Origin of the sequence: Paenibacillus sp. EKM10P (assembly GCF_011800655.1) — a bacterium.
Taxonomy (GTDB): Bacteria; Bacillota; Bacilli; order Paenibacillales; family Paenibacillaceae; genus Paenibacillus; species Paenibacillus polymyxa.
Window position 1 is genome coordinate 68,718 of sequence record NZ_JAALET010000005.1, and the last position, 20,877, is coordinate 89,594.

17 protein-coding genes and 1 pseudogene are annotated in these 20,877 nt (G+C 44.5%); 2 read left to right on the plus strand and 16 right to left on the minus strand.

What is annotated here, in order from left to right:
* Nucleotides 1–57: 57 nt before the first annotated feature.
* The 5 genes from HFE01_RS14845 to HFE01_RS27340 form a co-directional block, all read right to left on the minus strand.
* Nucleotides 58–1,032 carry an aldo/keto reductase gene (locus HFE01_RS14845; RefSeq protein WP_126665651.1) on the minus strand — a complete coding sequence of 325 codons (975 nt, stop codon included), beginning with the start codon at nucleotides 1,030–1,032 and terminating at the stop codon, nucleotides 58–60.
* Between the two features lie 273 nt (nucleotides 1,033–1,305).
* Complete coding sequence (locus HFE01_RS14850) at nucleotides 1,306–3,981, minus strand: YhgE/Pip domain-containing protein (RefSeq protein WP_107734176.1); 2,676 nt, start codon at nucleotides 3,979–3,981, stop codon at nucleotides 1,306–1,308.
* 930 nt (nucleotides 3,982–4,911) lie between these two features.
* The gene (locus HFE01_RS14855; RefSeq protein ID WP_017428360.1) at nucleotides 4,912–5,541 is read right to left on the minus strand and encodes a sugar O-acetyltransferase; all 630 of its coding nucleotides are present in this window, start codon (nucleotides 5,539–5,541) and stop codon (nucleotides 4,912–4,914) included.
* 69 nt (nucleotides 5,542–5,610) lie between these two features.
* Nucleotides 5,611–6,297: an MATE family efflux transporter gene (locus tag HFE01_RS14860; protein ID WP_243208198.1), complete on the minus strand. Its 687-nt coding sequence runs from the start codon at nucleotides 6,295–6,297 to the stop codon at nucleotides 5,611–5,613.
* 83 nt (nucleotides 6,298–6,380) lie between these two features.
* Entirely contained in the window at nucleotides 6,381–6,620 is a 240-nt protein-coding gene (locus HFE01_RS27340; RefSeq protein ID WP_243208199.1) for a hypothetical protein, read from the minus strand.
* A gap of 120 nt (nucleotides 6,621–6,740) precedes the next feature.
* Here HFE01_RS27340 and HFE01_RS14865 point away from each other — a divergent pair, with 120 nt between their 5' ends.
* The gene (locus tag HFE01_RS14865) at nucleotides 6,741–7,631 is read left to right on the plus strand and encodes a helix-turn-helix transcriptional regulator (RefSeq protein ID WP_107734177.1); all 891 of its coding nucleotides are present in this window, start codon (nucleotides 6,741–6,743) and stop codon (nucleotides 7,629–7,631) included.
* A gap of 198 nt (nucleotides 7,632–7,829) precedes the next feature.
* Here the strand turns inward: HFE01_RS14865 and HFE01_RS14870 are convergent, their stop codons facing one another.
* The 7 genes and pseudogenes from HFE01_RS14870 to HFE01_RS14900 all read right to left on the minus strand — a co-directional run bounded on the left by HFE01_RS14870 (nucleotide 7,830) and on the right by HFE01_RS14900 (nucleotide 15,002).
* Nucleotides 7,830–8,630 (minus strand): HAD family hydrolase, encoded by an 801-nt coding sequence (locus HFE01_RS14870; protein ID WP_107734178.1) that lies wholly within the window; start codon nucleotides 8,628–8,630, stop codon nucleotides 7,830–7,832.
* The gene (locus tag HFE01_RS14875) at nucleotides 8,623–8,811 is read right to left on the minus strand and encodes a hypothetical protein (protein WP_016821091.1); all 189 of its coding nucleotides are present in this window, start codon (nucleotides 8,809–8,811) and stop codon (nucleotides 8,623–8,625) included. The genes HFE01_RS14870 and HFE01_RS14875 overlap by 8 nt, the downstream gene beginning before the upstream one ends.
* Before the next feature lie 166 nt (nucleotides 8,812–8,977).
* A pseudogene (locus HFE01_RS27345) lies at nucleotides 8,978–9,283 on the minus strand (transposase); the annotation flags it as partial.
* Nucleotides 9,284–9,486: 203 nt separating this feature from the next.
* The gene (locus HFE01_RS14885; protein WP_016821089.1) at nucleotides 9,487–10,095 is read right to left on the minus strand and encodes a DUF2062 domain-containing protein; all 609 of its coding nucleotides are present in this window, start codon (nucleotides 10,093–10,095) and stop codon (nucleotides 9,487–9,489) included.
* A gap of 134 nt (nucleotides 10,096–10,229) precedes the next feature.
* Nucleotides 10,230–12,683, minus strand: coding sequence for a glycogen/starch/alpha-glucan phosphorylase (locus HFE01_RS14890; protein ID WP_167438433.1), 2,454 nt, complete (start codon nucleotides 12,681–12,683; stop codon nucleotides 10,230–10,232).
* Between the two features lie 46 nt (nucleotides 12,684–12,729).
* Nucleotides 12,730–13,833: a glucose-1-phosphate adenylyltransferase subunit GlgD gene (glgD, locus tag HFE01_RS14895; RefSeq protein ID WP_167438434.1), complete on the minus strand. Its 1,104-nt coding sequence runs from the start codon at nucleotides 13,831–13,833 to the stop codon at nucleotides 12,730–12,732.
* A gap of 23 nt (nucleotides 13,834–13,856) precedes the next feature.
* Entirely contained in the window at nucleotides 13,857–15,002 is a 1,146-nt protein-coding gene (locus HFE01_RS14900) for a glucose-1-phosphate adenylyltransferase (RefSeq protein WP_025364713.1), read from the minus strand.
* A 255-nt stretch (nucleotides 15,003–15,257) separates the two neighbouring features.
* Here HFE01_RS14900 and HFE01_RS14905 point away from each other — a divergent pair, with 255 nt between their 5' ends.
* A complete protein-coding gene (locus tag HFE01_RS14905; protein WP_013370876.1) occupies nucleotides 15,258–15,395 on the plus strand; it encodes a hypothetical protein in 138 nt (45 codons plus the stop codon).
* 128 nt (nucleotides 15,396–15,523) lie between these two features.
* Here HFE01_RS14905 and HFE01_RS14910 read toward each other — a convergent pair whose 3' ends face one another.
* The 4 genes from HFE01_RS14910 to HFE01_RS14925 all read right to left on the minus strand — a co-directional run bounded on the left by HFE01_RS14910 (nucleotide 15,524) and on the right by HFE01_RS14925 (nucleotide 20,875).
* Nucleotides 15,524–16,336, minus strand: a complete 813-nt coding sequence (locus tag HFE01_RS14910) for a DUF3891 family protein (protein WP_167438435.1) — start codon at nucleotides 16,334–16,336, stop codon at nucleotides 15,524–15,526.
* A gap of 135 nt (nucleotides 16,337–16,471) precedes the next feature.
* Nucleotides 16,472–17,272, minus strand: a complete 801-nt coding sequence (locus tag HFE01_RS14915) for a response regulator transcription factor (protein WP_167438436.1) — start codon at nucleotides 17,270–17,272, stop codon at nucleotides 16,472–16,474.
* A complete protein-coding gene (locus HFE01_RS14920) occupies nucleotides 17,262–19,184 on the minus strand; it encodes a sensor histidine kinase (RefSeq protein ID WP_167438437.1) in 1,923 nt (640 codons plus the stop codon). Before HFE01_RS14920 ends, HFE01_RS14915 begins: the two co-directional genes overlap by 11 nt.
* 44 nt (nucleotides 19,185–19,228) lie before the next feature.
* A complete protein-coding gene (locus HFE01_RS14925) occupies nucleotides 19,229–20,875 on the minus strand; it encodes a type 2 periplasmic-binding domain-containing protein (RefSeq protein ID WP_167438450.1) in 1,647 nt (548 codons plus the stop codon).
* Nucleotides 20,876–20,877 lie beyond the last annotated feature (2 nt).

The following is a 20,877-nucleotide window of genomic DNA, read 5'->3' on the forward strand; positions in this document are numbered from 1 at the left end:
AGATCATAGAAGAGGCTTCTGATCTGCTGCTTTTTGCCGATTTATGATCAATCCATATTACCAAGCGTAGGCTTCTGGTGCAGGTTTTCCCGGACCCGGGAAAATCTCATCCAGCTTGGCAAGCACATCTTCACTTAATTTAACCTCAGGTACCCGCAGCGCATCCTCTAACTGTTCTAATGTACGTGGTCCGATAATTGGAGCCGTCACGGCCGGATGAGATAGCACCCAAGCCAGGGCAATCACGTCTTCCTTTTCGCCCAGCTCGCGGGACAACGCTGCAAATTGCTCCAGCTTCGCACGATTCTGCTCTACCTTTTCCTTGGCACGTGCGCTGCGGGAACCAGTACCTGCTAATGCATTGCGTCCCAGCAGTCCGCCCGCCAACGGACTCCATGGAATCACACCCAGACCCAGCTCTTGAGCTGCCGGTAATACTTCAAGCTCAGCTGAGCGTTCGTTCAGGTTGTACAAATGCTGCTCCGATACCAGTCCCAGAAAACGCCGTGCCTTCGCTTCGGCCTGCGCCACCGCAATGTGCCAACCCGCAAAATTACTGGAACCGATATAGCCAACTTGTCCCCGATCCACCACGGACTCAAATACGCCCCATAGCTCATCCCATGACACGTTGCGGTCAATGTGATGCATTTGATATAGCTCTATATGTTCTGTTTGCAGACGTTTCAGCGACGCATCCAAATGACGGCGAATTTTGTATGCAGATAAGCCCGACCCTGCATTGGGTCCGTCATTTTCATTTTTCATGTCTCCATATACCTTGGTTGCCAATACGACCTTCTCGCGTCTTCCACCACCCTGTTGGAACCATCGTCCGATAATTTCTTCTGTCCAGCCTTTACGGTCATGGCCATATACATTAGCCGTATCAAAGAAATTAATGCCCGCATCCAGCGCGGCATCCATAATTTTAAAAGCATCCTTTTCTTCAGTTTCCGGTCCGAAATTCATTGTGCCTAGACATAACCGACTAACCTTCAAGCCTGACTTTCCTAAGTATGAATATTCCATACTATCTCCCGCCTTTGCTTAAGGATTTTTTGAAAATTCCGAAAAATTGCATAAAAAAAGACCATACCTACTTCATTCACCAGAATAACCCCCCTTTGAAACACCCCAAAATGCATTTAAAAAGGTAGATAGCGCATGCAAAAAAGCCTCCGCACCATGCCGAAGCATTACATGCGGAGGCCACCCCTACATACTACACGCCGAATGTTAAGAAAGTGAATTTACGGCGGAGCCGCTCACCTCAGCCACCGTAACTAACTCTCTTTTTAACAATCAAGGAATTAATTTTGTTTCTTTCGCTCGCTCTGCCATTTTCTTCGTATGCTTGCTGAGCGGCTTCTTAAGTACTAATCCAAACAAGAAGCAAATTCCGATAAACACAAACAGCATCACTACATCTCGTGTTACCGTTGAAGGCAACATTCCTCCTACCGTTTCCCGTAGTAGACTAACCGCATAGGTGAACGGTACGAACGGATTCAGGGTCTGAAAGAAAGCTGTACTCGTCGCAATAGGAAATGTGCCCCCTGAACTGGAGAATTGGAGCACCAGCAGGATGACTGCCAGACCCTTCCCGATATTGCCGAACACCGAAACCAAAGTATAGGTCATGGCCGTAAACACTAGACTGATCAGCATAGAGGAGAGTACAAATGCTACTTTGGCATCCACATATGTTCCCAACAGGAACAAATCACCGAGAGATACGCTCAGCGCCTGAAAAATACCAATTGTAGAAAACGTCATGAGCCGTCCAAAATACACCTGGTAGCTTTTATATTGACCTTCCGGGTCATCCACATCTACCCTGAACATGGAGACCAGCAGCATCGCACCTACCCAAATCGATAATGTAGTGTAAAAAGGTGACATGGCAGAACCATAGTTAGGAATCGGGTATATCCGCTCCTGCTTCAGTGATACCGGACTACCGAGGAAATCACTTTCCTTTTTTACATCTCCCTTAAGCAACGCAATAGCTCTTCCGAGGGCATTTTCGCCCTTAAGCTTACGGATCGTGTCTGCTGCCTGACGTATGGAATCCTCGGCAGCAGGAAGATCGGTTCTGACAAAATTGGCTACCTGGTGTACCGCTTTTTCAGCTTCAGGAAATTTGTTTTCAATCAAATCCGCCATTTTAACAAACTGTTGTTCCGCTTTCGGCAAATCATTACGTACAAAGTCTGCCGCCTGATGAATTTTACTTTTAACCGTTGGCAAATCGTGCTTCACGAAGTCTGCTGCTTTGTTCACAGCATTCGTAAACTCGTCCATACGTCCCTGAATCGTCGTAGCGGCTTCATGCAGCTTTTGGCGATATTGTGGCAAGTCCTGCTGGATACGTGTTAGCTCTTGCTGGCCGAATTCAGCTGCGGCCTGTGCATCATTTAATAGCTTATCAATATTCGGGAGCTGCTCTTGAGCTGTGGTCAACACATTGGCAGAATTGCGGGCAACAGATTTGATTTGATCCAGCGCCTTTTGAATGGCAGGAGCATATTCCGTATCATAATTGTCCAAAATGCTGTCAATTCCGCTACTGATTTCTCCTGCAAGGCGGTCAGCATCATCCAGCAGATTTTGGGCAGGCTTCTCACCACGCTGAATAGCATCCCCAATGCTAGTGACCGTGCTATTCAATCGGCGGAAGCGATCCTCTACCCCGTTTACCCGGGAAATAAGTGAATTCAGTGGCTGGCTAGGCAAATATCCGTTCACACGGTTCAGCAGTTGAGAAATATGGTCCAGCACACCTACGGCAGTCGTGAGCCTACCGCTAATCCGATTCGCCGCAGCTTGTGCTGCTTTAGGATCAAAATCCACACCACGAATGATGCCTGTAATCTGTGAAACTTCATTCGCAATTTGTTGCACCAGCTGTAAATCTTCTTTAACTATGGTTCCGATCGAATCAAGCGCACCTTCGTTTTTATCCAGAAAGTCAAGTATACCAGTTGTAAAATCCTTGCCTGTATCGGCTATTTTCTGTACTTTCGGCAGTGCTGTCCGGGCAGCATTAATGACCTTTAGGGCCGTTTGCGTGTCCTCCAAGGCGGTAGCGAGTACACTTTCTACCTTATTGAAATTCTGATCCAGCTCAACAATTCGATCACCGGCTTTTTGAATATCGGGCAGTTTTTTTTGTATATCCAAAATAACTGCGGCCACCTTGTCCAGCTCAGGCAGGTTTTTGTCAATTTTAAGCACTAGGTCGCCAGCACGGTTGATTTCAGGGATTTTTTTCTTCAATGCAATGATCTTTTGGCCCTGAGCCTTAATTTTCGGTAAATTCTGCTCCAGCTCTAATGCCTGCTTACCCAACCGATCGATATCAGGCAACCGATTATTCAGCTCCAACACCCGATTTTCAATGTTGCGAATCGTCGGCAACTCCTCTTCCAGCTTTACTCCGGCTTCCTTTAATTTCGTCAAAACCGCCTGGCTGGCCGTTTCAATAAAGTTTTGGCTAATTTGGTTTGTCAGAGAGGTTGCCCCTGAAGAAGTAATTTTCGGAGCGACCGCGTTGATTTTTTCATTCACAGCATAATCAATCTCCGGCTTCTGCGGATTTTCTGTAAGCACACTCGTAATTTTCTCTGAAAAATCTTTTGGGATCAGCAGGCTGGCATAATAATCACCGTTCAGCACCCCTTTTCGCGCTTCCGCTTCATTGACAAAAGTCCAACCCAGCTTCTTGTTATTTTGAAGGCTATGTATAACCTCGTCGCCGATATTAATCTTTTTACCATTTACCTCAGCACCCTGATCTTGGCTGGTTACTGCAATTTTAATACCTGATGTATTCGCATATGGGTCCCACATTGCTTTCAAATTCACCCATGCGTAGACGGAAGGCAAAAGAATGATGCCAATGACTAATAAAGTCCCGGTCGATACTTTGAATACATTTTTCCAGTCTGTTAAGTAGATTTGCCATATCTTCCGCAACTTCACCACTCCTCATATGTACATTAACCTATCGTCCAGTGTTGTATGCACACGTATTGTAAACGATTTGAGCGGCTGAAGCGAATGTAATAAACGAACTCCATTTGCAGTCATAGCCTCCAGCGAATAAAAAGCACCCTATTTATTGATTTGGGGACTGCCCCCCATTTGTGAGACAGGGATCAAAACATTGGTTCTTCGCCTTTTCGATACCACCTCATTCATGTTTGTAGCTGTGCCTTATTCTTTATTCCCAATTGCTCCATAACCTCTCTTATCGAAACTCTTGCCAATCTCATTTCAATAGCTTTCATCTTTGTTTCTAAGGATAACTCACTCTCGTTGCCAACGTAAAAACACCTCCAAGGTTATCTTCATATCTTACGACATGGCTTGATTCTCTTGAAGGTGTTTTGATTTGTCTCACGTTATGAGGGCTGTTCCTCTTAAGCTGAAGGCAGTTCTTTCTTTAGTTTGCGTCTTAGTTTATATTTTGCCAGCAACATATAAAGAGACGGTACCACAAATAAAGTCAGAAGTGTAGAAAACAGCAAACTGCCAGTTACCGCGATTGGAATCATGCAGCCGACCACGTTGATCGGTTGCCTTTTAAGTTTTATTGAGTTATCGTCTCCCGTTAGCTTGATAATGCATTGCTATCGATTTGATACAATATGCTGATCATTTTGATGCGCATCTTCATTAAAGTAATGTTCAAACTGTTTTTCCATTTTATCGGCTACCAAGTTTGTGTGGCGTGAATGCACAATTGCTGTAATGACAAAATAAAGGGAAACTATTGTTAGAAAAAAATAAAGTATATTCATCGAAAAACCCCTCTCCAGAAGGTAGATGACCGAAGATTGTATGGTTCCATTTGACTTTATGTGAGCTGCATTTTTATTTTATAAAACTATTGGTCACTTTTTCTTACCATTCAACCTGATCAAAACGCATGTCTTTATAGTAGAACTCTCTATCATGATCCGTAATCTCACGAAGAACTCTGCATGGATTTCCAACAGCTATTACATTCGCAGGGATATCCTTGGTTACCACACTACCAGCACCAATTACACTCCCTTTGCCAATCGTGACTCCTGGAACAATAATCGCTCCGCTCCCGATCCATGCCCCATCCTCAATGACCACTGGTAATGCAAACATCCCGCCTTCTTTGCGCTTTTCTGGATGTACAGGATGATTCGTTACAGCAATCGTTACATTCGGGCCAAACATGACATCATTACCAATCGTAACTTTATAGTCGTCAACCACGGTTAGATTGAAATTGATATATACATTATTTCCTACGGTCGTATTTGAACCATAAGACATGCGAATTGGCGGCTCCATCCATACATTTTCTCCAATGCTTGCAAAGAGTTGTTTCATTAACGTTTTGCGCATTTCAACATCATCCGGATGCAAATTATTAATTTCATAGCATATTGCCTTACCACGCTGGCGTGCTTTCGCCAACTCTGCAGCCTCTTTCGGATAATTAGCATCGTGATCTGTAAATAATTGTTTGCTAGCCATTCGTTCTTGGATATTCATGCAACATTCTCCCTTATAAATGCTTGTATTTATTAGAGTAAATTGCATAACCCTTAGTTATGATCAGGTTTATGCAAAGTTTCTAGTTATGTTGTTAAGCCACTTAAACTGTCGATATCGAATAAAAGCAATGGGTAATTTAATCATCTCGTCTAAGCTGATGACGATATACAAAAAGATAGGCGGCACTTGCCAAACAAAAGCACATAGGTAACTAAGCGGCAGAATAATAAGCCACATGACAACAGTGTCGCACCAAAATCCAAATTTGGAATCCCCACCAGCCGTAAATATACCCGCTATAGTTGTGGAGTTTAAGGATTTAGCCATACAATAATACGCACTAATGTAAAGCATTCCATCTAGGTAACTTTGAGCAATTGAATTCAAATTGACGATGGAGTATACCAATGGTTTAATGAACAGAATCGTGCAGGCTGCAATAACTCCAAATATCAAAGCATAAAAACACATTTTGTTGCCCGCATGCTTTGCCTTCTCGATGTCACCCTGTCCCAAATACTTTCCAACAAGTACAGAGCCTCCAGTAGCTATGCCTCCACAGAGAACAACTGCTAGGTTTTTAACTACAGACGCTATCGAGTTAGCTGCTACCATATCGGAGTTCACATGGCCAATAATTGCAGCCGTAGCGGTAAGAGCTCCTCCCCATACAATATAATTCCCCTGTACAGGCAGAGTATATTTTAAGAAATCTTTTAATAAATTTCGTTGAATGCCATCACGTACAGGCAAACGAAAACGAATGCCCCCCTTGGTTACGGAGTGAATCATACAACATACTAGTTCAATAATCCGTGCTAAAACCGTGGCAAGAGCTACTGCGGAAATGGCCAGTTCGGGTCTTGATGGGAATAAAATAAAAATGCAAAAGTAATTTGCCCTGCGAGTGATACGGCTGACATTGCAGATTGACTAATCATACCCAGCATAAATACATCAACGGATATCACGGTTGCTGATATTAAATTTTGTAATGCAATGGGAATGACGAGCATCATTAACTCTCGATTAAAATCACGATTGCCAGATCCTCTAAATTGTATACGGTTTCTCACCTATACCCTGTCCTCTCGTTGATTTCCGCATTATAAGAATAGGATATTATTATTGTTATTTCCATTAAAATTGGCTATAATTTTATAAAAATCGTATATATTCAAAGGATGATTTTGTTGATGACAAATTTAGAGGTGTTTTCCGATTTATCAGAACGTTTGAATTATAATATTCCTGATTTACCACTTTACGTAAGAAAGGGAAGCCTTCATCAATTTAACAATCATACAGCAGTAGCGCATTGGCATGTGGACGTGGAGTTTATCTACGTATTAAAAGGAGCGATGGATTTCTCTGTTAATGGAACTATCACTCGATTGCATCAGGGAGATGGACTTTTTGTGAATAGCCAACGCTTGCATTTCGGTTATTCTCTTGCAGACCACAACGATTGTTTATTCCTTGTCATCGTCATTCATCCGTCTATCCTTGGTGTGAAGCCTTCATTTGTTCAAACATACTGGGGGGATAAGTTTAGTTTAATGATGGATGATTTTGTCGTGCTTACAAATCAGATTGATTGGCAGCAAAGAGTATTACTTTCCATTCAAGAAATCTATCAGGAAATGCACAAGGACCATACTCCTCCCAATCCGCTTCGTCTGGCATCACAAGCTTTATCTTTGTGTGCTACTATAGGGGATCATTTGCAACCCATTTCTGGGCAATCTGGAGTATTGACACATGTTCAGGAAATGACTCGTTTCATTCATCAAAACTATGATCAAAAAATAACTCTTGAGGAGATCGCATCTGCAGGAGCTGTTTGCAGAAGCCGTTGCTGTACATTATTTAACAAATATGTGGGCCAGACGCCCAACAACTATGTCACTCAATATCGCCTTCAAAAAAGTTGCGAAATGTTAAAAGAAACACGAAGATCCATTAGTGAAATCGCACTTGCCTGCGGTTTTCAAAGTGCTAGCTATTTTTCGTCCATTTTCAATAAACAGATGGGTGTAGTTCCGCAAAATTATCGAAAACAAGTTTCGAATAACGATTCAACTTGAATGGAAGTAATACAAGCCGATTTGAAATCATCTGGATTACAACAGTCTTCCAACTCAAATATTATTTTGTCAAAAGCGTAATATAGAAATTCAAACAATAAGGAGTACGGGCACTGCAACTCAAATGATAAAAGAGCGGGGCAATCACACCATTGCCCCGCTCTTTTACAGAATACAATACCATTTGACAGACAAGGGTCACTGCAAATCCAGTATTTTTTGAATCGTGAGAAGAACACCATTTTCTTCGTTTGACTTAGTAATGAAGTTTGCTGCCTTTTTAGTATTTTCACAAGCATTACTCACTGCAAAACTGTATTTCGCGATTGCCATGAGTTCCACATCATTCTCGCCGTCACCAAATGACATTGTTTCCTCGTATGTGACGCCCAACATTTCTTGCAGTTTCTTTACTGTCTCACCTTTGTGCGTATGCAATGCCGTGATATCCAACCATCTAGCTTCAGAATCAACAATATAAATTTGTCCACCTAACGTATTCTCAACATGTGCTCTTAATGCTGTACTTCGCCCCTCCGTGTCGAAGACCGTGATTTTGATAAAACGGCTATCTATGTTTGCAAAGGAGTCTGTTTTTAATACACGTTCATAGGAGCCTTTAACAACTTTATACATATCTTCTGAAATGGAAAAATGAACGTACGCAGCATCACTTGCACATACAATAAGCGTCATATTGTTGTCGAAGTCTTGAATTTGATCAATCGCCTGTAGAGCTAGATCCCGATCAATACTAAACTCTTTAACCACTTGGCCATCTTTTTTAATTCGAGCAGCACTGTCACCCAGTATCCAAACTCCCTTGCCATGTTCGTCAAACAATTTTTCAACACGTTCACATTGTTTACCTGTACATGCGACAAATGTAACTCCTTTTTGCTGCATCTCTGCATAAACTTTTTTGAAAAGTTCGACATCGTACTGACTTTTATTGTTCAGAAATGTTCCGTCTAGATCCGTGACTACAAGTTTAATCATACTTATGCCCTCCAGTTTTTTGCTTGTCTTTTTTGTCCTTTTGATTAAAATGATCTACGTGTTTCACTTGCATGTTTTCCACAAGAATTTGAATTTTTTGCGAATATACAATTGCGCTGATGATAAAATACGAACCTATCAAAATGCATGTGGTCAATATAATTCCCACTAATATTCCCATGAGTATTCGCTTCCTGTGAAGTTCATAAAGGTCTTTTTTTATATACTTTATAATGAATGTTTAAAAAGTATCTAAAAAAATTCAAAACGAGTTGGTAACATGCTTATCTATGATCTCTCGCTACAAAACAAGATTAAAATATGTAACTGGTTTCATGTCAATAAATTAATTTCAGTACATCAGACTTTAGCGTGGAATGAAACGATTCGATAGGGGCATAATCAGCGGGTGTTCCTTTACGGGACATGCTCATGGTCATGCCTTTTCCCTTTACTGCAGCTTGATAAGCCTGTGACGTATATACGCTTCCCTGAACGCTATGGAGCAGCATGCTTGTCTATTTTGGAAGTTGATTTAGCGTACCCACAACCAAGGACGTATCTTGCTTGTCCGCTATACTGTAAGCCACAATCTCCCCGTTGTACAGGTCTAGAATGCTAGAGAAGTACAATATCTTTCCGCCAAACGGTAAATTTTTCCCACAACAGTAGTCGTGCCTTTTTTAAGAATGTATATTCGTTTTTCTATATTTTCACAGTAAATCCATCCAGGTTAATTCCAAAAAGAGATATACACATAATCCTTAGACGTGGCATAAAAGTAAAGATTTGCTTAACCCAAAAGAAGCCCCTCAAGGCCTAAACGATAGGCTCAAGGAGCTTCTGATGCACAACATTATCCATTCTTCAGCAATCTGGTCGGCGAAAATCCTGCGCCATGACGCAGTTTCCGCTTTTCCAACCGTTTGTGCAGCGAACGGTTATACAGAACCTGAATGACAAAATACGAAATTATGCCCAGCACCACACCGAAAATAGACATGCCGATCAGGATGTGGAGGCCTCCGTGCAGTAAGTCTCTGAATACAGACCAGTTGCCGTGAAAAAGCTCCATAAAAGAATGCTCGTGAAGTCGACCGCCCCTGACATGTACCGGATAATGTGATGGATAAATCCAAGCTCCCAGTTGCTTGGCGAATGGCATCAGTACAATCGGCAAAAAGGTCAGCTTGCCGACAACGTTACCCACAATGGCGGCAGGCAGCGAACCACCGGACAGCCGAACAATCGGGTAAAACACGAGGTATACGAGAGAGGCCGTGGAAATTACGATCATCTCCAGACCAAAGCCAATGGCGAAGCCCAAAGAGATCTTTTTAACTCCACCAGGGGCGCGCAACAGCTTAATAAAATTCAGACGAATCGCCCGCCATATATTTTGAAACACATTGTATTTCTTCCTTGATTTATGAGGTTTGAGCCTTTTCGGATTGAACTTTATCAATAGGAGGACTCCTTCAACAGTACAAATTCAAGTTTAGGAATGAGTTCAAATAACTCCCCATCCTTACTTAGTCTATACTGTCATTATAACCCTCAGCGTTCGAAAAGCAATGCTATTCCGCCTGTTTCGCTATTTTAGAACACAATTCGCTTATTGACATCGCTGGATAGAGGTACAAGGTCCCAAATCTCAGCCGCGTATTGCTGGATTGTACAATCACTGGAGAATTTCCCGGAATGGGCCATATTTACAATAGCACGTCGTGTCCACTCCGAAGGATTGCGATACACCTGTTCAATATGAACCTGCGTATCTACATAAGCTGCAAAATCCTTAAGCACAAAGTATTCATCATTATGATCAATCAGAGATTGATAAATGGCCTCAAATTCCCGTTCATGCCGCGTAAAAGGTGCATCGTTCACCAGTTGATCCAGCACTTCACGCAATCTTTCATCACTGTTGGCTGTTTTGCGTGCCGAATACTGTCCATTCCGATAATAGTCTTCAATCTGATCTACCTTCAATCCAAAAATGAACATGTTGGCATCGCCTACCATTTCATGCATTTCAACATTAGCTCCGTCCAATGTACCCAGTGTGAGCGCGCCGTTCATCATAAATTTCATGTTCCCTGTGCCTGATGCTTCCTTGCCTGCCGTAGAAATCTGTTCACTGACATCCGCTGCAGGAATAATCAGCTCCGCCAGCGAGACCGAATAATTTTCAAGGAAAACGACTTTCAGCTTGTCCTTAACATCTACATCCCGATTGATCGTGTCCGCCACATTATTTATGAGCTTAATCGTCTGTTTAGCGAGAAAATAACCGGGGGCTGCTTTCGCGCCAAAAATAAATGTGCGTGGCGTAACATCCAGCGCAGGATTACTTTTGAGCTGGTTATATAGATGCATCACATGCAAAATATTGAGCAGTTGTCGCTTATATCCGTGCAACCGTTTGACCTGTACATCAAAAATGGAGGATGTATCCAGTCGTACGCCCTGTTTTGCAAACACATGCTCAGCAAGCCTGACCTTATTATTTCGCTTAATCACCTGAATCCGTTCTTGGAACGATTCGTCCCCACTGTAGCGAAGCAGGTCAATGAGTTCGCGTGGACGGGTTCTCCAGCGTGTACCGATAGTCTCATCATACAAGCTTGCCAGCTCCGGGTTGGCATGCATCAGCCAGCGTCTATGGGCAATTCCGTTTGTTTTATTATTAAACCGGTCAGGATACAATTCATGAAAGGACTTCATCTCTCGTTCCTTCAAGATTTGCGTATGCAGTGCAGCTACCCCATTCACACTGTAGCTGCCGACGATGGCCAAATGAGCCATACGAATTTGTTCACCATGAATAATCGCCATTTCACCAATTTTGATGTCCTGACCCGGATAACGCTCTAATAGCATAGCGCAATAACGTTTGTTCATTTCTTCAATGATCAAGTAAATCCGGGGAAGCAGTTCTCTCACCATGTTGACGGGCCATTGTTCCAGCGCCTCACTTAATATCGTATGATTCGTATATGAAACGGTCCGTGTCGTAATATCCCATGCTTCGTCCCACCCCAAGCCTTTCACGTCCATCAAAATACGCATCAGTTCCGGTATAACCAGCGTCGGATGGGTATCGTTAATTTGCAGTGCTATTTTATCAGGCAATTGACTGTAAGGTAAACGAAGCTTCTCAAACGTACGCAAAATGCTCTGTAATCCGGCCGAGCAGAGGAAATACTGCTGCTTCAAGCGAAGCAGCTTACCCTCATAATTGGAATCATCCGGATAGAGAAATGCCGAGATGGACTCTACCGATCGATTGTAATCGAGAAAGCGGTAATATCCGCCCTCGCCTCGAATCGGTCCTCGAACGGGATCAAGCGCGGATTCCGCACTCCAAATCCGTAGCGTATTCACCTGCGCATGACCATAGCCCACCAGCGGAATATCGTAAGGGACGGCCCAGACCGTCTCGGCATCCTGTGTCTCGAATACAAGACGCCCCTCCTGTTCACGAGTTTCCACACGTCCCCAAAAATGAACCTCGACCTTTTTGTCAGGACGACGTTCCTCCCATACATTCCCTTTCTGTAGCCAGTAATCCGGCAGTTCCACCTGATTTCCGTCTACAATACGCTGCTCAAACAGGCCATATTTATATCGAATCCCGCAGCCATGCCCTGCATAGCCAAGGGATGCTAATGAGTCCATGAAGCAAGCCGCCAGACGGCCGAGACCCCCATTGCCTAGCCCTGCGTCTGCTTCCTGTTCCTCGATTTCCTCCAGATTCCATCCCAATTCCCCCAATGCCTGCCGAACCATATCCAATACGCCCAAATTCAGCAAATTACTGCCCAATAGACGACCTATTAAAAATTCCAATGAAAAATAATAAATCTGCTTCACTTGTCCTTCTTTGTAGGCTTGGTTCGTTTCTGCCCAATTCTTGCCGACTTGTTCACGAATCATGCCACCCAAAACCTTATATACGTCTTCCGACTGAGCCTCCTGCATCGGTTTACCCAGTCTTCCGACTAGTTGCTCTCGAAAGGCCTGCTTAAATGCTTCTTTATTGCTGAACAAAGTGGTACCTCCTGTTAATTCCGTTTTAATGGCTAAGTATGATCTTTTAAATCACGCTATTCTTGGCAATCACATAGGGAACTTTAATGTCTCCAATCAGAGTTCGATCTGGTGAAAGCTGTACATCCTTATCTAAAACCACATTCTGCACAACTGCGCCTTTACGGATGATGCATTTTTGCATAATAATCGAGTTGCTTACCCGCGCGCCTTCCTCTACTTGCACGCCACGAAAAAGAATGCTGTTCTCGACCTTCCCCCCAATGGTGCAGCCATTGGCAACAAGGGAATGATCCACCTCGGCGTTGTACGTATAACGCGTCGGAGCTTCATACTTGATTTTGGTATGCACCGGCTGATTCTGGAACAGGGCTTGATATTGCTCCTGATCCAGCAGTTTCATGCTATTTTTATAATAGCTCTCGATAGAATTAATAACTGCATGATAACCATCATAGCGATACGCGTAGATGCGCAGGCCACTTGGATTTTTCTGAATCGCATCGCGAAAGAAATGATTATCATGATGAGCAATACAATGCTTTACCTGATCCAGATACAAGCTTTTGTCCATTACAAACATTTCTAGATAAATATTATGATGATCCTGCTCCTGATGAATACCGGTCACTCGTCCGCTGTCGTCAATCTCCAGCCGTACACACGGTGCATGCTCAGTTTCGAGCTGGTGAATGGGTTTATATACGAGGGTGACATCCGCATTCTTTTCCAGATGATATCGGTATACATCCTCTAAATCAACCTTGTTGATATGCTGAGTTCCTGCATGTACAATGGTTTGCCCCGATGAGCGATGGAAAAAATCCAGATTATTGTGCACATGCTGCAAGTCCCCACGTGATGTGTCCGTCGGATCGTTCCAGTCCGGTGGCAAAATAAACAACCCACCCCTTCTGCGGTCTAAATCCCATGGCCGACCTTCACCCAAATGATCCAGCAGCGAACGGTATTTGCGGCGGATAAACAGTGCAATATCCTGCATCCCTGCATGCATCATATTGGATAAGGTGAAATCAATGAGCCGATATCGACTAGCAAAGGGTACTGCTGCCCCGCACCGGAAATAAGTCAACTCCTTCAATTGATCCAATTCGTGATCCAGGTTGATCACTCCAATGAGCCGGCTCATAGCGGACACCGTCCTTATCCGAGTTATATTCGTGCGTGAAGCTGGCTTTCCTGATCGAACAAAATAATCTCATCCAGGCTATCTTCAGGTCCAATGACTGCGTTGTCTTCAATAACCATGTTCTCATTCACGATGGCCCGGTGAATACGTACATTGCGTCCGATTTTTACATTCGGCATGATGACAGAATCAGTAATAACGCTCCCCTCACCGACTTCAACCCCATAAAACAGTACGGAGTGCCTTACTTCTCCATCCACCATGCAGCCTTCATTTACGATGCTGTTTTTCAGGATCGCCCGCTGGGTGATATACTGGGCAGGTTGATTGGGGCTGCGGGTATAAATGCGCCAGAACGGGTCATTCAGATCTAGCGGCGGGTCCTGAACCAGAAGATCCATATTAGACTCCCACAAGCTCTGAATGGTGCCCACATCCTTCCAGTACCCAGCAAACGGGTATGCATACAGCGACCGGCCATGCTGAAGCAATAGCGGAATGATGTCTTTACCAAAATCATGTGAAGATTCAGAATCACTTGCGCTTTCCAGTAAGTAGTGGCGCAACACATCCCATTTGAATAAATAAATACCCATAGAGGCCAATGTGCTTTTCGGCTGTTCAGGCTTCTCCTCAAAGTCGTATATCTTCAGGTCCTCATCGGCGTTCAGTATCCCAAATCGTTGGGCCTCCTGAACCGTGACATTGATAACAGAAATGGTGCAATCGGCTCCCTTTTCCTTGTGATAGTGGAGCATTCGACTGTAATCCATTTTATAAATGTGATCCCCTGACAGAATGAGCACATGCTCCGGGTCATACTGATCCAGGAAATGCAGGTTCCGATAAATCGCATCCGCTGTCCCACGGTACCAATTGTTTCCATTCTCTTTCTCGTGCGGTGGTAAAACGAAAACTCCTCCATCCAGGCGATCCAAATCCCAGTCGCTGCCTACGCCGATATAGGAATGAAGCACCAACGGCTCATATTGGGTCAATACGCCCACGGTGTCTATTCCCGAATGAGAGCAATTGCTGAGAGGGAAATCAATAATACGATAAGTTCCTCCAAAAAATACTGCCGGTTTGGCCAGTGTGCGGGTTAGTCCTTTGAGTCTTTTGCCTTGTCCGCCGGCGAGCAGCATGGCAACCACTTCCTTCTTTCTCATAACAAAGACCTCCCTGTCATGTGCGTCTGAAGCAATTGTGGCAGGATATTTGATAATATCCATTAAACGTGAAAAGACAGTCGTAATCGTTTCATTACCAATGGAACGGGTAAGATGTGATGGAAAGGGTAAATCATAGTTATGCGGAACGAGTGCAAGGAATCACTAAATCGTAAAATCCCGTTCATCATTTCACATTTTGGATGCTTTTTAGGCATTAGCGTATGACAACATGATCATAAGGAGGCGTTATTGATGAAGAATAAAAAATGGGTAGTAGCAGCATTGGGAATGGGTGTTACGTATCTGATGAAAAATAAAGGAGCGCGTGATAAGGTGTTGAATAAGGTACAGACGATGGTCAACCGTGCAAAAACATCTGCAAAATCTTAATCGTAAATTTTAAAGCCAGAAACAAACGAGCCTCTCTGAAAAATTGTTCAGGGAGGCTCTGCTCTGACGCTACTCAGCAACCACGAACAATGCACAACACATCGGTTCGAGGCTGAATCATTAGACGTTCAGGCATTCTCCTTTTGCTCTTCTACTTCCATGATATGTTCGATGGTAAAGGTTCGATGCGTGCATTCGGAGGAACGGTACGCTTCTAGAAGACCCGAGGTACGAATGTTCTCTTTACTCACCTTCTTAAAGGTATGAGTAATCTCTACTTTACCCTTGAAAGGGAAAAAGGACAGACCTACTGTCTGGTCCGATAACCACTCAGCCCGAACCCGTCCGCTTTCATGACGAACAGCCGGGAAGCTCAAACCTTCAGCAAACCATTCATAATCTGCTGTAGGAGTACCCGGCTCTCGGCTGCATAAAAACAGACTCAATTCGTCGCAAAACAACATTCTCCGGACATCTGTCCGCACTTGATGTTCGAAGGTTACACTGCATGTCAGCTCCTGTTTGAGCCTCTGGCGACGCTGTTCCTCTGCCTCTTGATAAGCATGCGTAATCTGCTTGTCCTGAGCTTTTTCATGCTCGGTCCGTCCGACGAGCTCCTTGTACATCAAGCTGCACAGCAACGCCGCATACGCATTCTCTTGCTCGACTTCATCAATCCCGAGACGATAAAAAACAAAACGTGGACTAAGCGGAAAATCGATAAACGTATAAGGTGCTGACACATAATCATTCCAGAAAGGAGCAGCGTCCAGCCTAATCCAACCCCGGTCATGCTCCCTCGCTGCATATATAAAATCCTGTTTATGACGTCTATTTTTAAAGGCACTGTCTTCCCACTGTGAAGCCAACTCACCTGAAATACGGGCATGGTCATGCTGCGTCGTCATGATATAAGCTTGATCCGTTTCATAAATAACCATATGCTATCCCCTTCCGTTAGGCGTCTATCTGATATGTGTACAAACTTTCTGATCGAAGGCCATGGTTATGTTTACCTTCATTCATTATATCAGGATAAGGGTAAAAAGGCAGTGAAGTTTTCTCCATCCTTACTTTCAATTACCCCTTAGATTCTTCAGCCGAAACTGCTGCGGAGTCATCCCTTCCAGTTCACGGAACACCTTGTTAAAATGCTTGGCATTGTCAAAGCCCACAGTAGCCGCAATTTCATAAATCTTGCCCTCTTGACGCCCTAGCAGCTTTTTGGCTTCTGCAATGCGCAGCCTTTTTAAATATTGAACAAAACTAAGACCTGTATAGGCTTTGAACGCCTGACTAAAATACGTATAATTCAAGGATACTACATTAGATACTACCGCCATGTTCAAATCCTCGCTAAAATGAGCATGGATGTACTGGATTGCTCTCGTCAAGCTGCCGCTTCTATCGGCAATCGCACTAGCAACGTTCGTTCTTCCAGTCAGTCTATCTATCTCCCCGCTATTCACACAATCGTTTTTTAGAGAGTTCCTTTGCTGCAATTCTTCGTTCAAAACTGCCAACGCACTGAACAGTTCCTCTCTCACGATCGGCTTCAGCAAATACTCCCGCGCTCCACAACGAATCGCTTCGCGCGCATATTGGAACTCGTCATATCCACTGAGAATGATTACTGAAGGTCTGTCTCTTGGCTCCAGCTTGCGAATATGCTGCATCAGCATAATTCCATCCATAACAGGCATACGGATATCTGTTATCACCAACTCGGGTGAAAACTCCTTTACATGCTGCCAGGCTTCGCCTCCGTCCTTGACCAGCACGCATTCATAGAGATCGGAATACTCCCGTTCGATCATAGCTTGTAGCCCCATTCGAATGTTCTTCTCGTCATCTGCAATCAACAGCTTAGTCGTCATGGTTCGTCCCCCTCGTGATGTGACGTCTAGGCAAAATCAGGGTTACTGTCGTCGATTGTCCAGGAATGCTGGCCAGTTTTATGCCAAACCCTAGGCCATACTGCATACTCAAACGGCGATGCACATTATACAAACCGATCCCCCTATTTATCCCGGGCTCGTGGGAACCCATATCCGTCTGTTCCAGACCAGCCATGATGGCGTTTTTTCTTTCTTCAGACATCCCCACTCCATTATCCTGTATACGCAGTTCAACGATATCTTGCTTGGAGAAGGCTTCAATGTTGATGCGCAGCGGGCTTTGTAATGCACTCCAACCGTGCTTTATCGCATTTTCGACTACAGGCTGCAGCGACATTTTCAGTATTTCCAGTTCCATAAACGTCGACGACAGGCGAATGTCCAGTGCAATTTGGTTATCATGGCGGATGTTCATAATGGCTACATAATGCTGAATATGACGGATTTCATCCCGCAAAGAAACACACGGCCCAGACCATTGGAGATTATAGCGCATCATCGAACCAAGGGAGGTGAGCGCATCCGACAGCGGATACTGTCGCTCGATCTCCGCCATCATTTTTAGATTTTCCAATGTATTATAGAGAAAATGGGAATCAATCTGATGTTTGAGTCCTTGTAGCTCGGCCTCCTGAGCAGCGGCCTGCTTCTGTACAGCCTCAGCAATGAGCACGTTAATCCGACTTAGCAAACTGCGAAAATATAGTGCCAGCTCCGCGACTTCTCCCCGCCCATATACGGGGATTGTAAGCTGAAAGTCGCCCTCCTGCTGTACTTTTTTCATAGATTCACGCAGTGTATGCAGCTGCTTGAGAATAAGGGCGTGCAAGGTATAAGAAATAACGGACATTAGCAATATCAATATACAAATAATGAGCAGCATGGCATTGCGTTTTTGACGAAGGTCACCCAGCGGACCGTCCAGCGCCACTACATTTAGCAGATAAGCATCTATTCCTTCTATATAACGGTACAAACCAAGATAGGGCTTATTTCCATAGGTAAAGTCAAAAGCACCACCCTGTCCCTGAACGCGGGACTGTAACAGATGGTGCACATGGGACAGAGGGATCGGAATGGGATCAGGTTGAAAGGAAGCTGTAGCTATATCGGTAGAAGACACTGATTTTCCACCGTTCAGGATGAACATTTGCCATGCATAATCACGTGGTACGGTTCCGAATACTCTAGGTGAAAAGAGCTCCAGCCTCATGTTGGTTTCCACCAAGCCTGCGTGTTTTCCCCCGCTAGCCTGAATTTCACGCAGCAATGCTATATACCGTACCGCTTCACTTTCCTGCCCTGCTTGCCCCAGCAATAAGCTCTTAGGTCCCTTGTATATATCCCACCATATTTTTCCTTGCTGATGTTGAGCTGTTGTCAGCCAGGAAGCTTTGGGCAGGCGTGATTCATTGAAAATCATGGGCCATATTTCATGTACCTGGGGATTACTCGTATACAGCCGGATATTCTCTACGTTGGGATTGCTGTACAGCAAGTGCTGTAAATTGGGAAACACATTTAAGTTGAATTGAACCAGTTCATCGCTGCTTATTTCACGTTCCTCGGTTAGATAACGAAGTACGTTGCGATCTGAAATCGCAAGCTGTGCGGTCCGCTCCATAATTTCCATATTGCTGTGAATCTGGGCCAGCTCTGTATCCAGTACATACTGATTTTGTACGGTAATGTCATGCATGGTGTTCTCGTACAATTGATGAAAGGTATATAGCGAGAACAATACCACCGGGATTAAAATGACGCCGATATAAGCGACAATGAGCTTGACTTGAAGGGAGCAACCGCCTAGCCGATCGGCCGTATCCGTCAGCCACTGCCATATATGGCGGCGCAGCAGGCTCTTCAGCTGTGAACGTACACGGCCTGACATGAAATCACATCCTTAACATTCAATAGATAAATGATTGAGCGAGATCATTTTGTGAACTGTTCCATTTTTTTGAGGTTTTCCTCATAGGCTTTTTGTTGATAAGCCATTACTTTGTCATAGCCTGCTTTTCTGCGGTCTTCCAAAAGGCGGGCAAACAGCTGATCGAACTCCTCATCCGAGGAAGCTAGCAGCAGCTTCGGTAATGCCTTGCCCCAAATTTTGTCTATCTGGCCTGAAGCAATGCCTTCTGCCGAGGTTCCGGTCGGTTTGATATTTTCATATTGGGAGAAGCTGTGGGTCTTGCCTTTCGTCCAATCTTCCGGCTGCTTATACGGCTCGACGCTGGGCGGCGCCCACTGCAAATTCATATTCGTATCCATCAGCATCCAGAAAGTGAAGGAGGCGCCATACTTTTTGTCAAAAGCAGAGCGATCCTTGTTCAGCAGTTCCAGTACCTCCGGCTTGAAGGCTGGCTTACCGTTAACCGTGTCCCACAGCTTTCCCTGCTCTCCTAGATATAGATCACGGTTCCCTTCCTCGCTAATCAGATAAGTCAGAAATTCAATAGCCCGCTCCTTGTCTTTGACATCCTTCGAAATGAGCGTCACCGTCCAACCGGAAATGCCCGGCCCGGCCAGCGTCGGCGGGTCCAGCTTACTGTTGGAGGGTCCATCCACCGCAATATAGACGGAGTTCGGGTCCTTCGCATGTAACATCACCTGTTGTGTAGCAAAGTCGGAACGCTGATATAGCATGGCAAAATATCGGCCTTGTGCCACCTTTTCCTCCATTTGCGGACGTTTGTCGATAAATACGTCCTTGGCGATCAGGCCCTGCTCGTTTGCTTGACGGAATGTTTTGAGCCAGCGAATGTATTCTTCGTCTGAACGACGGTCGTACAGCTTCCCATCCTTTTCATGCGGAATGGCTAGAAAATTGAGTAAATAGTCTTCAAAAGAATAATTCCCGTTATCCGTAAATTCGTGGAACCCTATCGGGATCAACGGCTGACCGTTCACCTCTGGAAATTTCTCTTTCGCTTTTTGAAGCGCTTTCAAAAATCCTTCCGGTGTTCTCATATCCGGCTTGCCAATCGCCTCATACATATCCTTCCGAACCATAAACGTCTGATTGGAGACAAAATTTTGGCCGTATTTTTGGTAGTCCTGCGGTGAAGAGGACGCGTTGGGATACCCATATACATTCCCGTCTGTTTGACGATACCAGGACATTTTGGCCGGGTCAGCCATTTTAATCAGATACGGATCGTATTTCTCGGCCAGCTTGTTAAGCGGGAGAACCATCTTGCCCTCGATCATTTTTTTGACCGCATCCTCCCCCCAACCAAGCGTGACAAAATCAGGCAGCTTACCGGAGGCGAGCATGGTATTCAGCTTTTCATTTTCATTCCCAGCAGGTACGATAAAATTGACACTGACTCCAGTCTTTTGCGTCACATATTTCGAAGTCATATCCGTCCCCCACTTGTTCGGGAACCAGGAAAAATTTAAATACCAGTCAAACGTAATCGGCTCTGTATCGGCCTTCCAGCCTGGCGCATCTGCCGAAGCCTTAGTCTTCTCGTCCTTCAATTCCGTGACAGCGCCACTTCCACCGGATGTACATCCCACGAGCGTTCCTACCAGTAGAACAACAGCCAACAGCCCCTTCTGCCATTTGCGAATGTTCATCA